The organism is Saccharopolyspora pogona, from assembly GCF_014697215.1.
In the GTDB taxonomy this organism is placed as follows: domain Bacteria; phylum Actinomycetota; class Actinomycetes; order Mycobacteriales; family Pseudonocardiaceae; genus Saccharopolyspora; species Saccharopolyspora hattusasensis.
Genome location: NZ_CP031142.1, coordinates 533,102 through 546,801 on the forward strand (window position 1 = coordinate 533,102; position 13,700 = coordinate 546,801).

At 69.0% G+C, this 13,700-nt stretch carries 13 protein-coding genes; 7 read left to right on the forward strand and 6 right to left on the reverse strand.

Annotated elements, in window-relative coordinates:
- Positions 1 to 242: 242 nt before the first annotated feature.
- The 3 genes from DL519_RS01905 (at position 243) to DL519_RS01915 (ending at position 3,455) form a co-directional block, all read left to right on the forward strand.
- On the forward strand, positions 243 to 1,745 hold the full coding sequence (locus DL519_RS01905; protein ID WP_190812620.1) for a polysaccharide biosynthesis tyrosine autokinase: 1,503 nt from the start codon (positions 243 to 245) through the stop codon (positions 1,743 to 1,745).
- A complete protein-coding gene (locus tag DL519_RS01910) occupies positions 1,742 to 2,971 on the forward strand; it encodes a polysaccharide biosynthesis protein (protein WP_223838348.1) in 1,230 nt (409 codons plus the stop codon). Before DL519_RS01905 ends, DL519_RS01910 begins: the two co-directional genes overlap by 4 nt.
- Positions 2,972 to 3,077: 106 nt before the next feature.
- Positions 3,078 to 3,455 (forward strand): PH domain-containing protein, encoded by a 378-nt coding sequence (locus tag DL519_RS01915; RefSeq protein ID WP_190812621.1) that lies wholly within the window; start codon positions 3,078 to 3,080, stop codon positions 3,453 to 3,455.
- Between the two features lie 464 nt (positions 3,456 to 3,919).
- Here the strand turns inward: DL519_RS01915 and DL519_RS01920 are convergent, their stop codons facing one another.
- The 5 genes from DL519_RS01920 to manD all read right to left on the reverse strand — a co-directional run bounded on the left by DL519_RS01920 (position 3,920) and on the right by manD (position 8,828).
- On the reverse strand, positions 3,920 to 4,414 hold the full coding sequence (locus tag DL519_RS01920) for a PfkB family carbohydrate kinase (protein ID WP_263399553.1): 495 nt from the start codon (positions 4,412 to 4,414) through the stop codon (positions 3,920 to 3,922).
- A gap of 194 nt (positions 4,415 to 4,608) precedes the next feature.
- A complete protein-coding gene (locus DL519_RS01925) occupies positions 4,609 to 5,649 on the reverse strand; it encodes an L-idonate 5-dehydrogenase (protein ID WP_190812622.1) in 1,041 nt (346 codons plus the stop codon).
- Positions 5,646 to 7,016, reverse strand: a complete 1,371-nt coding sequence (locus DL519_RS01930) for an MFS transporter (protein WP_190812623.1) — start codon at positions 7,014 to 7,016, stop codon at positions 5,646 to 5,648. Before DL519_RS01930 ends, DL519_RS01925 begins: the two co-directional genes overlap by 4 nt.
- A 265-nt stretch (positions 7,017 to 7,281) precedes the next feature.
- Positions 7,282 to 7,623 carry a hypothetical protein gene (locus DL519_RS45415; protein WP_317891341.1) on the reverse strand — a complete coding sequence of 114 codons (342 nt, stop codon included), beginning with the start codon at positions 7,621 to 7,623 and terminating at the stop codon, positions 7,282 to 7,284.
- Positions 7,620 to 8,828 carry a D-mannonate dehydratase ManD gene (gene manD, locus DL519_RS01940; protein WP_190812624.1) on the reverse strand — a complete coding sequence of 403 codons (1,209 nt, stop codon included), beginning with the start codon at positions 8,826 to 8,828 and terminating at the stop codon, positions 7,620 to 7,622. The genes DL519_RS45415 and manD overlap by 4 nt, the downstream gene beginning before the upstream one ends.
- Before the next feature lie 121 nt (positions 8,829 to 8,949).
- Here manD and DL519_RS01945 point away from each other — a divergent pair, with 121 nt between their 5' ends.
- The 3 genes from DL519_RS01945 (at position 8,950) to DL519_RS01955 (ending at position 12,163) form a co-directional block, all read left to right on the forward strand.
- Positions 8,950 to 9,663: a GntR family transcriptional regulator gene (locus DL519_RS01945; RefSeq protein WP_190812625.1), complete on the forward strand. Its 714-nt coding sequence runs from the start codon at positions 8,950 to 8,952 to the stop codon at positions 9,661 to 9,663.
- A gap of 818 nt (positions 9,664 to 10,481) precedes the next feature.
- Complete coding sequence (locus DL519_RS01950) at positions 10,482 to 11,504, forward strand: LLM class flavin-dependent oxidoreductase (RefSeq protein ID WP_190823697.1); 1,023 nt, start codon at positions 10,482 to 10,484, stop codon at positions 11,502 to 11,504.
- Positions 11,505 to 11,527: 23 nt separating this feature from the next.
- Positions 11,528 to 12,163 carry an NAD(P)-dependent oxidoreductase gene (locus DL519_RS01955; protein WP_190812626.1) on the forward strand — a complete coding sequence of 212 codons (636 nt, stop codon included), beginning with the start codon at positions 11,528 to 11,530 and terminating at the stop codon, positions 12,161 to 12,163.
- A 262-nt stretch (positions 12,164 to 12,425) separates the two neighbouring features.
- Here the strand turns inward: DL519_RS01955 and DL519_RS01960 are convergent, their stop codons facing one another.
- Positions 12,426 to 12,641 (reverse strand): hypothetical protein, encoded by a 216-nt coding sequence (locus DL519_RS01960; RefSeq protein ID WP_190812627.1) that lies wholly within the window; start codon positions 12,639 to 12,641, stop codon positions 12,426 to 12,428.
- Between the two features lie 112 nt (positions 12,642 to 12,753).
- Here DL519_RS01960 and DL519_RS01965 point away from each other — a divergent pair, with 112 nt between their 5' ends.
- The gene (locus DL519_RS01965) at positions 12,754 to 13,623 is read left to right on the forward strand and encodes an alpha/beta fold hydrolase (RefSeq protein WP_190812628.1); all 870 of its coding nucleotides are present in this window, start codon (positions 12,754 to 12,756) and stop codon (positions 13,621 to 13,623) included.
- The last annotated feature ends 77 nt before the right edge of the window (positions 13,624 to 13,700 follow it).

Sequence of the window (13,700 nt, forward strand, 5' to 3'; positions counted from 1 at the left end):
CGCGGTGCCGCCGGGCGGAGGAACTTGACAGGCGATCACCATCGTCTGAATACTGAAAAATATCGGTAGTTCTCCTCCCGGGTAGCCCGACCGGTCGACTTACCTCATCGACCGCGAATTCCAAGCGGTTTCCGATCACTGCGCTCACGCGGTATTCGCCGCAGGGGCCCGGTGCGTTACCGATGGGCGCCGGCCTGTCCGGAGGAACCCACCTTTTGGCACACAGAGCGGAATGACAGTCGATGGACGACGCCTACCCGGCACCGACGATCTTCGGTGCGTTGTGGCGGTATCGCTGGGTCTCGTTGGTGATCGTGGCAGCCGCGGTGCTGATCAGCCTGCTGGTCCCACTGGTGGCGGGCGACGGCCGCAGCGCCCAAGCGCGCATCGTGCTCAAGGCACCTGACCAGACCGGGGTCCTCGGGATCGAGATGGCCAGCGAGTCCAGCTTCCTCCGCTACGTCAAGCAGCGCGCCTTGTTCGTCACCTCCGACGAGGTGCTCGACGACGCGCGTGCCCGGCTCGGCGGTCAGGAGCCCGTGCTGCAGCTGCGCGCCGCCATCACCGCGGACGCCTCTTCGAGCGGCGAGTCCATCGAGATCAACGTCGACGGGCCGGGCTTCGAGCGTTCCGTGCTGATCGCCAACGCCGTCATCGCCGCCTACCAGGACCGGTCCAGGGCAGAGGTGGTCGCCACCACGGACAAGGCGTTGGAGACGTTGAACGCGCAACGCGCGGCGATCGTGGCCGAGGCCGGCGCGCGCCCGTCGAGCAGTCCCGTCGGCTCGGCCGCCGGCTCGACGCTCAGCGACCTGGACAAGCAGATCACCCGGATCCAGGTGGTGGCCTCGCAGTTCGCCGACGGGGTGTCGTTCGTGGATGTCGCGTCGCCGGAGAGCACGAGTCCTTGGCGCGGGGTCCTGCGCGATCTCGCAGTCGGCACGGCCGTCGGCCTGATGCTCGCGGCCGCGCTGGCCTGGTTCCGCGCCGATCGCGATCACCGGGTGCGCGATGCCGACGACCTCACCCGCGTCGTCGACGAACCGGTGCTCGGCGAGATCGAGACGCTGCCCTCCCAGGCCATCCTGGCGCTGCGCAGACCGGGCGTCCCGCCGCTGCGTTCCTACCAGCTGGTGGCCTCCGGTCTGCGCTCGACGGTGGGCAGGGGAGTCGTGCTCGTCACGGGCCCGTCCGGCGGTGAGGGAGCGACGACGACCACGATGCAGATCGCCAGCGCCGCGGCCCGGGACGGCCTGCAGGTGCTGGTGGTCGACGCCGCGATCCGCTCCCGCGACCTGTCTCAGATGCTGGGGCTGGCCGACTGGCCCGGGCTGACCTCGATCGCTACCGGGGACGCGTCGCTGGCCCAGTCGGCGCACCCGGTGCACCTGGGCAACGGGGTCGGGTTCAGCGTGGTGCCCGCGGGGCATGGACAGCCCTACTCCCGGGAGCAGCTGCGTTCCGGACTGCTGCAGCAGGTGATCGCGGAGATGCGGTCGCGCTACGACTTGGTGTTGGTGGACCTGCCCCCGCTGATCTCCCAGCCGGAGACGACGTCGCTGATCAGCGCGTCGGACGGGGTGGTGGTGACGGTGCGGCGAGACGGCGATCTCGGTTCGCTGCGCAGGTTGCGCGAGCAGCTGCAGCTGTTCGGCGGAACGATCACCGGGTACGTGCTGACATTCGCCGGGGCGGCCCCGGCCGGGCGCGTTGCCGAATCTCCCGCCCCGCAACCATCCCGATGACCACGACTGGTGCGCGAGCACCGAAACGGCGCCTCGTCGCGAAGGTCGCCGCCCCGGTGTTGTCGCAGGGCATCACCGCGGGCACGAGTCTGGTGCTCCAGGTGCTGGCCGCCCGCACGCTGGGGCTCGCCGAGTTCGGATCCTTCGTGCTGCTGCTGGCGTTGCTGGTGACGGCGATCGCGCTGTACACGGGCTGGGTGGGTGACTCGCTAGCGGTCCTCGACCGCCACGAACCCCGCGCCCGGGCCAGCATCGTCACCAGCGCCCTCGCGGGCTGGATGCTGTGCTTCGCCGTCGCAGTCGGCGCGGCCCTGCTGCTGCGCGACGGCGAACCAGCTACCGCACTGGCCTTCGGGATGATGGCAGTGCTGCGACTGGCCGCGGAAACGGTGCGGCGGTTGCTCATGGCCAGATTGCAGTTCTGGCACCTCGTGGGCAACGACATCGTGCACGTCACCGGGACGGTGCTCGCGCTCGCATCAGCTGCGCTGGCCGGGCTCTCGCTGCCGGCGCTGTTCGTGTCGATGGCCGTCGGAGCGGCCGCAGCGGTGTTCGTGGGCGTTATGCAGCTACCCGCAGCGGAATTGCGGCGGCTGCGGGCCGGAACCGCCGGTCTGCCCGCGGTGATGTCGTTCGCCGCCTGGAGATCCTTGCAGGCCGCCTTGCGTCCGGCCGCGCTCCTCGGTTCACGCGCCCTGGTCGCGCTGCTGGTGTCCACGGCCGCCGTGGGGGTGCTCGAAGCCGGTCGCCTCGTCGTCGCACCGCTGCAGGTGGTGATCAACGGCGCGGGCAGTTTCTTGCTATCGAACTTCGTAGCCAAAACGAGGCAGGACGCCGTAGCCGCGCAACGGCTCGTCCACCGCGCGACGTGGCTGCTGATCACCGGCACCGGAGTCGGCGGCGTCGCGCTGACGTTGCTCGCCGACCCGCTGGGAACCTTGCTGACCGGTCAAGCCGTGGACCCCCTGCTGGTACTCGGGTGGGTCGCGTACTTGATGGTCTGGGCAGCGGGACTGCCCCATGTCACCGAGGTGGTCGCCCGGCGCATGTCGCGCCACATCTTCTTCGTCCGGCTCGCGGATTCGGCGCTGGGCATCGCGCTGGTCGCGGTCGTAACAGTCCTGTCGGGCTCCGTGATCGCCGTGCCGTGGCTCATGGCATGCGGCGGAATCTACTCGGCATGGCACGTGCGACGCCTGGCGATCCGCTCACGACGCGAAGCATGAACAGCCTAACCAGAATGGAGCGCGGGACGATCCCGGGGCAACGCCGGGCATCCGGCGTTTCGTTACTGTGGTCGCACGGAATCGGATTCTTGTGGGGAGTGCGCGCATGGGACTTTTCGACGGAATGCTGGGCAACGCTTCGCGGATCGATCCTCGTGCAGCAGCGCAGGAGTTCGGGCGCTTGTTGGCGCAGGGGGAGGAAGTTCACGCCGCCTACCAGTTGATCCGGGACTCGTTCCTCTTCACGGACCGGCGCTTGATCCTCATCGACAAGCAGGGCATGACCGGCCGCAAGGTCGAGTACCACTCGATTCCGTATCGCAGCATCACCCACTTCTCCGTCGAGACGGCCGGCACCTTCGACCTCGACGCCGAGCTGAAGATCTGGCTTTCCGGCAACGCCGAGCCGATCACGAAGCAGTTCGGCAAGGGCGTCGACGTCTACGAGGTCCAGGCCCTCATGAGCGCCTACGTAGCGCGCTGAGCGAGTCGCGAAGCACGGCAGCCCTGGACGCGGCGACAGACTCCTTGGCCGATCGAGGTTCTGCAGTACACCCAGGTCTCGAGGGTGCATGGCACTGATCACGCGGAGATGTGGGTTGGCCCTGGATGGCGACCTGCCGGCCAAGGCTTCGGAGCGTGCAGCGCGGTGAGGATCGCCTTGAGAGTGGCCGCGTTCTCGACGGCGTTCGAGTCGGCCAAGGAGGAAGAACCTCTCGTTCTGCGCTTCGAGAGGAGTTTGTTCGTCCACATCGGACGTAGAAGCAAGGAACGTACTCCCTGCCATTCTCAACCTATAGCGCACTGAGGGGCCTGCGGCAAGACCCGGGTGGTGCCGCAGAATCTCCGGCCGAAGCCAGAACCGATCGACGACGGTGGCCGGCACCGCTGCCGCGCGGGGGATTTGGTCATCGTCGAGGGCGAGCGAACCGAGGGCGCCGAGCTTGATCACCACCGTGCGCGGGCCGGTCTTGGCGAGCGCGTGCGCCAGTTCCTCGCCCGACTCGAACGAGGGCTCGCCGGGTCGCGGCCCAGCAGCAGGGGCGCCTCCTCCGGCCCCGCGAACAAGACGTCCGCGGCCGCGGCGAGCCGGGCCAGGACCGGCGAAGCCTCCTGCGGCGACCACAAGGTCGCGCGGTGGTTGACGTTGAACGAGACCAGCGTGCCCGCGGCTCGCGCGAGCTCGATGACGTGGTCGAGGGTGCCGAGCGGCCCGGGCCCGAGCGCCGCGGTGATGCCCGTCAGGTGCACGACGCCGGCCGCGGCGATCAGCGACTCATCGATGTCCGATGTGGACAGCCGGGAGGCCGCGCTGTCGCGCCGGTAGTAGCGGATGCGCCACGGCTTGCCGCCCCGCATCTCCTTGAGCATGAGTCCGGTCGGCGCCTCGGGGGCGTGGTGCGCGAGTACCCGCACGCCCTCGGCGCGGATCTCGCGCGTCACCAGCGAGCCCAGCCGCGTCGTCCCCGACGCGGCTGATCCAGGTGCAGGGCACGTCGAGACGGGCCAGCCCGATGGCTACATTGGACTCCGCGCCGCCGATGCCGACCGGCAGCGCCGAACCGGCCACGACACGTCCCTGCGCCGGGGTGTTCAGTTCAGCAGCGCCATCGTCTCGCCCAGCGCCACGACCGGCGTCATCCGTTCCCTTCCTCGCCCAGCCGCAGGAGAACCTTGCTGCTGTTGCTCGTCCGGTCTGCCGCGACGGCGAGCGCCGCCGCAGCATCGTCGAGGTCGAAGGTGTGCGTGATGAGCGGATCGACGTCGAGCCCGTCGGCCAGGGCGTCCAGCGCGTCGGTGATCTCGTCGACGAACCGGTACGAGCCGATCCAGGTGATCTCCCTGGTCACCAGGTCGCCGAGGGCGGCGGGAGCCGGCTCGCCGGGCAGGTTGCCGACCTGCACGAGCGTGCCGCCGCGCGCGGTCGCGCGCAGCACCGGCCCGAGCGCGCCCGGCGCGCCCGACGCCTCGAAGACCAGCTCGACGTCTGCTGGCAGCGAGTCGTCGGCGGCGAGGTTCCGCACCTCGTCGGCGCCGAGGCGTTCGGCGATGTGCAGCGCGGGACCGGCGAGATCGGCGGCGATCACCGTGCCGGCCCCGCGGTGCTTCGCCGCGGCCACGACGAGCGCGCCGATCGGCCCGGCCCCGTTGACCAGAACCGTCCGCCCCGCCAGGGCCCCGGCGCGGTTGACCGCGTGCAGCGCGACCGCGAGCGGTTCCGCCAGCGCGCCCCGACGCGTGCTCACGCCGTCCGGCAGCGGCCGCAGCTGATCGGCGCGCACGGCCCGGAACTCGCTGAAACCGCCGTCGGTGTGCGGGTGGAACGCCGCCGAGCCGAAGTACCGGACCCGGGGATGGAGGTTGGTGCGCCCGGAGAGCCGCTCGGGCAGCGCCTCGGGACCGACCAGCTCGGCCGGGTGGACGGTGACCGGCTGGCCGACCTCGACCCCGGTCACCCCGCTGCCGACGCTCGCGACCCGCCCGGCGACCTCGTGCCCCAGCACCAGCGGATCCTTCAGAACCGCCGTACCGGAGCCGCCGTGCCGCCAGTAGGACACGTCCGAACCGCAGATGCCGCCCCACTCCATGGCGATGACGGTCTCGCCGTCGCCGGGCACCGGATCCGGCAGCCGATCGACCCTGACGTCGCCGGGACCGTGCACGACCACGGCCCTCATGCCGCGTCCTCCAGCCGGACCAGGTCACGACCGCGGGTCTCCGGCGAGAAATACGCGGCCGCGAAGGTGATCAACGAGTAGGCGATGAGCATCGCCGCGATGGGCCACCAGTGCCCGGTCACGGCGGTGAGCGTGGCGGCCAGCACCGGGCCGATCGCGGTGGCCAGGACGCCGCCGATCTCCTTGGCCACGGCGAGCTGGGTGAAGCGGTTCCGAGAGCCGAACATCTCCGCCATCGTGACGCTCTCCAGCGAGAACAGCCCGAGCACGCCGATGTTCAGGCCCACGACCATCGCGACGGAAAGCGCCACGGTGTGGCCGGCGGCGATCGTCGCCATCATCGGCACCGCAAGCACGATGGTCAGCGCGGTCATCGCGAGGTACACGGGGCGACGGCCGAACCGGTCGCCCAGCACGCCCACCAGCGGAACCGTGGCGAACCCCAGCAGCGAGCCGTAGACGATCGCGGCCGTCGGCACGGACTTGCTCACCAGCAGGTTCGTGGCGATGTAGCCGACGAGGAAGGTCTGCACCAGGCCGGAGTTCCCGGCCTGGCCGAACCGCAGTCCCAGCGTCAGCAGGAACGCCTTGCCCTTGCTCTGGCGCAGCCCCGCCTCCATCGAGTGCCCGCCGGACTTGTTGATCTCGCTGCGCGACAGGGCGACACCGTCGACGACGTCGGGCCGCTCTTCGAAGACGGGGCTCTCCTTGAGGTTCGAGCGCATCCACACGCCGAGCAGCAGCAGCACGAAGCTCAGCAGGAACGGCAGCCGCCAGCCCCAGCTGAGCAGCTGCTCCTCCGACAGCACCGCCAGCAGCACCGCCCACAGCCCGGATGCGGCGAGCGTGCCGGAGTTGGTGCCCAGCGCCGCCAGCGACGCGATGAGACCGCGGCGCTTCACCGGCGCGTACTCGGCCAGCATGACCGTGGCGCCGGCGATCTCCGCGCCCGCCCCGAACCCCTGGACGAGCCGCAGCACGACGAGCAGGATCGGCGCGCCGATGCCGATCGCCTGGTACGGCGGCAGCACGCCGATCAGCGTCGTCGAGCCGCCCATCAGCATGATCGTGATGAAAAGGACCTTCTTGCGGCCGATCCGGTCCCCCATCCGTCCGAAGTAGACGGCGCCGACGAGGCGCGCGACGTACCCGACGCCGTAGGTGGCCATCGCGGCGATGAGCCCGATGGCCGGGCTCACATCGGGGAAGAAGATCTTGTTGAAGACGATGGCGGCGGCCAGCGAGTACAGCTGGAAGTCCATGAACTCCATGGCCGTGCCGAGCCAGCCGGACACGGCGGCGCGGCTGAGATCGCGCGTCGTCCGCCGTACGGAGCCGTCTGGCTCCGTCTGCGTGCTCTCAGTCATCCGTGCGCTCCTTTGCTTCACGTACTGGGGGCCCGACCTCAGGGCCTGTTTCAGAACTCATAAGGCGCAGCGGTGCGGGTAGCGGCGCGTGCCTGTCTTCGGCCCGCGCAATTTCGCGCGAAATTGGCGTTCATCCGGGTGACGGCCAATTTCTCGCGAAATTGTCATCACCTGCGACGGCGGGGGCTGGCGGTGACGGATCGTGACGATCTCCGTCACCCTCGGCTGGTGCAATTTCGCGCGAAATTGCGCACTTCCTGGGTGTCTAGGAACCCGTGGTGGGCGTTGCTTGCCTGGGGCGAACGGGTTTGCCGCTTTGGATGCGAAGACCGAGCCCGCTCCACAAACCCTCACAACTCGATCCGTCCCGGGCGCAGGGCCGGTAGGTGACCGGCGTCGGGAACGACGAGCGCGCCGTCCAGCTCCACGGCGGGCGTTCAGCGGCGAAGCGGTCCTCCAGCACCCAGGTGTAAACCGCCTGGTGCGCCCGGTGGAAGGCTCCGAGTCCGAAGTGGACGATTCGCGGCCGCAGCTCGCCGGGATCGACCAGCGGTCGCATCTCCGGACTGAGCTCGCCTGTCGTGGACCGGCTCAGCATCGCGCTCACCAGTCGTGCACCGAGCCGTCGAGGCGGCGAGCCACCGGCAGGTAGCGCGGCTCGTACGGGAAGCGCTCGGCGGCCTTCTCGTCGTACTCGACGCCCAATCCGGGCTCCTCCGACGGATGGAGCATGCCGTCCTCGAAGCGCACCCCACTGCTGAAGACCTCCATCGTCTCGGGTGCGTGCGGCATGTACTCCTGGATGCCGAAGTTCGGCACGGTGAGGTCGAGGTGCACCGCCGCGGCCAGGCTGACGGGGGACAGGTCGGTGGCGCCGTGCGAGCCGGTGCGGACCTGGTACAGCGCGGCCAGGTCGAAGATCCGCCGCAGATGCGTGATCCCGCCCGCGTGCACCACGCTGGTGCGCACGTAGTCGATGAGCTGCTCGGTGATGAGGTGCTGGACGTCCCAGATTGACGACAGCACTTCGCCGACCGCGATCGGCGTGGTGGTGTGCTGGCGGATCAGCCGGAAGGACTCCTGGTTCTCCGCGGGCGTGGGGTCTTCCATCCAGAACAGGCGGCAGTCCTCGACGCGCTTGCCGAACCGCGCGGCCTCGATCGGGGTGAGCCGGTGGTGCACGTCGTGCAGGAGGTGGAAGTCGAAGCCGAAGCGTTCGCGGATCGCCTCCAGGTACGTCGGGGCGTGGTCCAGGTACGCCTCAGTGGACCAGGGCTGCTCCTCCGGCAGCGAGGTGGCCGCGGGTTCGTAGACCACGCCCTTGCGCACCCCGTAGGTGCCGCCGATGCCCGGGACCGCGGCCTGCGCGCGGATGGCGTGGTAGCCGAACTCGCGGGAGCGGGCCACGTCGTCGAGCAGCGACGGCACGTCGGTGCCGCTGGCGTGCGAGTACACCAGCACCCCGTCGCGCGAGCGGCCGCCGAGCAGCTGGTAGACGGGCAGGCCCGCGACCTTGCCCTTGATGTCCCAGAGCGCGGTGTCCACGGCCGCGATCGCGGTCATCGTCACCGGGCCGCGCCGCCAGTAAGCGCCGCGGTAGAGGTACTGCCAGATGTCCTCGATGCGGGCGGGGTCGCGGCCGATGAGCAGCGGGGCGACGTGGTCGCGCAGGTAGCTGGCCACCGCGAGCTCGCGGCCGTTGAGCGTGGCGTCCCCGAGTCCGAGCACCCCGTCCGACGTGGTCAGACGTAGCGTGACGAAGCTCCGGCCGGGCGAGGCGACGAACACCTCGGCCCGCTCGATCTTGCTCACAGGATCCGCTCCCTCGAGGACTCGCAACTGGTGTAGCAGTACTGGTATACAAGCACTTGTCCCGGAGAGCGTCAAGCACTGGTGTACTAGTTCGGCAGGCTTGTCTACTAGTGTTGGACCCGTGACCGAGGGGACCAGAGGGCGCACCAGCAGGCGGGCCGTCTACGCGACGCTGCGCCGCAAGATGCTGACGTTGGAGCTGCGGCCGGGGGCCGCGCTGTCGGAGAACGAGCTGGCCGCGGGCCTCGGCGTGAGCCGCACGCCCGTGCGCGAGAGCCTCATCCTCCTGTCCGAGGAGGGGCTGGTGCAGGTGTTCCCGCAGGTCGGTTCGTTCGTGTCCAGGGTCGATCCGCGGCGCGTGGCCGACGCCCAGTTCCTGCGCGAGGCGGTCGAACTCGCCGCGCTCGACGACCTTCCGGCGGAACTCGACGACGAGGTGGTCGCCGAACTGGAGGCCAACCTGGCGCGCCAGCAGGAGCCGCAGATCGATCTCGAGGACTTCTTCGCCCTCGACGAGGAGTTCCACCGCGGGCTCCTGCGGCTGTCCGACCACGAAAGCGCGTGGCCGACCGTGGTGTCCGCGAAGGGCCACCTCGACCGCGCGCGGCGCCTCGGGCTCTACGAGGCGAACTCGCCGCGCGTTTTCGTCGACCAGCACGTCCGGATCCTCGAGGCCGTGCTCGACCACGACCCGCCGCGCGCCCGCGAGACCATGCGCGCGCACCTGCGCGAGGTCTTCGCCGACATCGAGCGGATCCGCGAGCGCAGCCCGGAGCTGTTCGTCACCAACTCCACCGCGACGCCCGTGCGGCGCAACGTCGTGGTCTGGGAGTGAACCCGGTGTTCGTGCCAGGTGTCGGTTGGTGGCTCTCCAGTACGTCGAAGCGGTGCGGGTGCGGTTCATTCCCTCGGTCATCCCTCTGGCCGCACCATGCGCGCGAACACCAGGATGATCACGGCGGCATTCTCGAAGCGAGGGTGACGCGGACCTGGTTTCGCGGTTGACGAGCGAGCACAACCGATCATTGGCAAAGCGGGCGGTGTCCTCGAGGGCGTTGCCGTCACGAAGGTGCTGGTTGGGCACTAACTGCGGGTCGCGTTGGTCGGGGAACCGCAGTCAGCGAGCGAGATCGCGGAAGTAGCACCGACAGCACCGGCCCCGGCATGACGTGTCGTGAGTGCCCTCGGCGAGCTTGGTCTGCTCGCTCCGAACGGGACGGTACGGGCACTGGCTGCGCATGGAGATTGACGAGGACCAGAAGGGTTGCCCCGGTTTTCCTGGGTTTCGAAGTTCTCGCCGCTAAGCGTCTCTTGTGGACAGAACGTGGGGTCAAGGGGGTGCAGGGTCGAATCCTGTCAGCCCGCCGTTGGCGGAAGCCCGCTGATCGGCGCCTAAGCGGACTGCTGATCATCCGGTTCCGCGTGAACACCGTCATAGCCCTGCTCCTCGGGGCGTCCTACCTCGGAGCGATCATCAAGGGCTTCGGCGACCTCATGGCCAAGATCGGCTTGCTCGTCGTCTTCGGGGTCCGCAGCTGCGTGCTGCTGCAACGAGCGGGCGCGAAGTACCGAGTCTCCTGGGGCGCGGCTCCGTGTCGTCGGCCACCAAATTGGTTGAGGAATCAACCAGTGGGCTGCGGTGTTGCAACGGTCGTGAAACGCATCGGATTCCTATCCTTCGGACACTGGTCCAGCACTCCGCATTCGCAGACCAGGACCGCCTCGGACTCGTTGCTGCAGGCCATCGACCTGGCCGTGGCGGCAGAGGAGCTAGGTGTCGACGGCGCCTACTTCCGGGTGCACCATTTCGCCCGGCAACAGGCTTCCCCGTTCCCGCTGCTGGCCGCGATCGGCGCCAAGACCTCACGCATCGAGATCGGCACCGGCGTGATCGACATGCGGTACGAGAACCCGATGTACATGGCAGAGGATGCCGGAGCGGCGGACCTGATCTCCGGCAGCAGGCTCCAGCTCGGCATCAGCCGTGGCTCGCCAGAGCAGGTGATCGACGGGTGGCGATATTTCGGCTACCAGCCAAGCGGGGGCGAGACCGACGCCGACATGGCCCGCAAGCACACTGAGGTGTTGCTGAAGGTGCTGGAAGGCAAGGGGTTCGCCGAGCCGAACCCGCGCCCGATGTTCGCCAACCCGCCCGGACTGCTGCGCATCGAGCCGTACTCCGAGGGGCTGCGGGACCGGATCTGGTGGGGTGCCGGCTCCAACGCCACCGCTGCCTGGGCAGCCAAGCTCGGCATGAACCTGATGAGCTCGACCCTCAAGGACGATGAGGGCGGGGCGCCGTTCCACGTGCAGCAGGCCGAGCAGATCCGGGCGTTCCGCAAGGTGTGGGCCGAGTCCGGGTGGCAGCGCGAACCGCGCGTGTCGGTGTCGCGCAGCATCTTCGCGCTCACCAATGACCTGGACCGCGCGTACTTCGGCCGCGACGGCGACAGCGAGGACCACGTCGGATACATCGACGCGAACACGCGGGCCATCTTCGGCCGCACCTACGCCGCCGAGCCCGACGTGCTGGTGCAGCAGCTGGCCGGGGACGAGGCGATCGCCGAGGCTGACACGCTGCTGTTGAGCGTGCCCAACCAGCTCGGGGTGGATTACAACAGTCACGTGCTGGACAGCATTCTCACCCACGTCGCGCCCGCGCTCGGCTGGCGCTGACATCTACCCGCAGGGGAGTCGCCATGGGCAAGATCCTGATCATCGGCGGTACCGGATACACCGGCAGCAACGTCGTCACCGAGGCAGCCGCGCGCGGACATCAGGTGACGTCGTTCTCGCGGTCAGCGCCCACCACGCCGGCCGCCGGAGTGGTCTACAGGCACGGCAGGGCCGAGGACGCCACGGCGCTGATCGCCGGCCAGGACGCGGTGGTCGCGACCCTGTCACCGCGCGGGGACCTGGTGGGCCGGCTCCACGGCCTGTACCAGGACTTCGCCAATGCGGCGGCCGGCACCGGGGCACGCTTGATCGTGATCGCCGGGTTCGCGTCGCTGCGCCCCGCGGCGGGCGAGCCCAGGTTCGTCGAGGGGGAGATCTCCGAGCAGTTCCGGTCGGAGGCGCTGGAGATGGACGGGATCCGGGAATGGCTCGCGACCGGCGCGCCGGACGGACTCGACTGGACCGTGTTCTCGCCCGCGGGCGGCTACGGCTCCTGGGCTGCCGGCGAGAGGATTGGCACCTACCGCCTCGGCGGTGACGTGGCTCTGTTCGACGAGAACGGCAAGTCGGAGATCTCCGGTGCCGACTTCGCGCTGGCGGTCGTCGACGAGATCGAGCGCCACGAGCACCCACGCGAACACATCTCGGTTGCCTACTGAACGTTTCGGGTCATCGGGCGCGGCGAACGGCATCGATGCCTGCTGTAGCGGTCGAGCCTGGTTCAGTCCCCGCGCGCGCCAGTCGTGCTGTCGCCACGCATCCAGCAACGTCGCCAGCCGCTGCAGCTCGATTCCTTGCGCCGCGTCCGGCACGGTCTCGGGCTCAGGATCGTTCATGCTCGCCAACACCGCGTGCGCAGCTGTCCTTGTGCTGGTGTTGCCCGGGTGCCGATGGTCACCTTCGCAAAAACACTCACGGCGGTCACCTGCCGCGGATGCCGGCATGGGCATCGGACTCGCCGTCAGCGGTGAACAACCATCGGGCCGCGTCCCACTTCGTGTGCCACTGATCGAGGCTGAGCCCGGCATCGTCGAGATGGTGACGAGCGTGGGCCAGTCGCCGCCCACCGGCGACGATCGACGGTCGGCCTTCGCTGATGCGCTGCTCGACGCGGGCAAGCCGGGCCTTGAGGACCACCGGTCCGCTTTCTTGATCAAAGTCGCGTGCCCGACCTAGTCGTTGACAAACCGACTGTCGGTCTGTTCAATCTAGACCGACAGTCGGTTTGCTTTCTGGAGGGACTCCATCGATGGACCTGCGCGCACTCGAAGATCATCGGCACACGGTGTCGACATCGTCTGGCGACGTCAGCTACTTCGACATGGGCCAAGGACCGGCGGCGCTCTTCGTGCACGGCGTGGGCACGAATGCCGCCCTGTGGCGCCACGTCATCGAAGCGTGCGCTGGACGCCGGCGATGCATCGCGCTCGACCTGCCCCTGCACGGTCGCTCGGCGGCGCGCGAGGACCAGGATTTGACCCTCGGCGGCCTGGCCAGTGTGCTCGGCCGGTTCTGCGACGCGCTCGAACTCGACACCGTCGATCTGGTCGCCAACGACACCGGTGGCGCGATCGCGCAGGTCTTCGCAGTGCGCGAGCCCGGCAGGCTGCGCACGCTCGCCCTCACCAACTGCGACACCCACGACAATCTGCCGCCCGAAGCGTTCCGCCCGGTGGTCGAACTCGCCGGGGCCGGACAGCTGGCCCAGCTAGGAATCGAGCTCGCCGGGAACGTAGAACTCATCCGGGGGAGCGCTTTCGGCCAAGGGTACGAGCATCCAGAACGGGTCGACGACGAGGTGCTGCACGGCTACGTTCGTCCAGTGCTCGGCACGCTGGAGGCCGGACGGGAGTTCGAGCGACTGCTGGTGTCGCTGACCGCAGCCGACCTGATGGCGATCGAACCAGGGCTGACGGAGCTCACCGTCCCGACACTGGTCGTGTGGGGCACCGGAGATCAGAACTTCGCGCTGCGATGGGCATATTGGCTGCGTGACACCATCCCCGGCGCTACCGAAGTGGTGGAGGTCCAGGGCGGCAAGCTGTTCTTCCCCGAGGAAAGGCCTCGTGACCTCGTTCCCCACCTACTGCGCTTCTGGGACGAAAACACCTCACGCTGATACCGGTTCATCGGCCGACGCCTCTCGCCCCGCCCGCCAGATGTGAAGCACCCGAGGCCACCTCGGTTGCGTTGAAC

What these genes read in the sequence shown, in the direction of transcription:
- DL519_RS01905 (WP_190812620.1), top strand. Translation starts at nt 243, where the DNA reads ATGGACGACGCCTACCCGGCACCGACGATCTTCGGTGCGTTGTGGCGG.
- DL519_RS01910 (WP_223838348.1), top strand. Translation starts at nt 1,742, where the DNA reads ATGACCACGACTGGTGCGCGAGCACCGAAACGGCGCCTCGTCGCGAAG.
- DL519_RS01915 (WP_190812621.1), top strand. Translation starts at nt 3,078, where the DNA reads ATGGGACTTTTCGACGGAATGCTGGGCAACGCTTCGCGGATCGATCCT.
- DL519_RS01925 (WP_190812622.1), bottom strand. Translation starts at nt 5,649, where the DNA reads ATGAGGGCCGTGGTCGTGCACGGTCCCGGCGACGTCAGGGTCGATCGG.
- DL519_RS01930 (WP_190812623.1), bottom strand. Translation starts at nt 7,016, where the DNA reads ATGACTGAGAGCACGCAGACGGAGCCAGACGGCTCCGTACGGCGGACG.
- DL519_RS01955 (WP_190812626.1), top strand. Translation starts at nt 11,528, where the DNA reads ATGGGCAAGATCCTGATCATCGGCGGTACCGGATACACCGGCAGCAAC.
- DL519_RS01965 (WP_190812628.1), top strand. Translation starts at nt 12,754, where the DNA reads ATGGACCTGCGCGCACTCGAAGATCATCGGCACACGGTGTCGACATCG.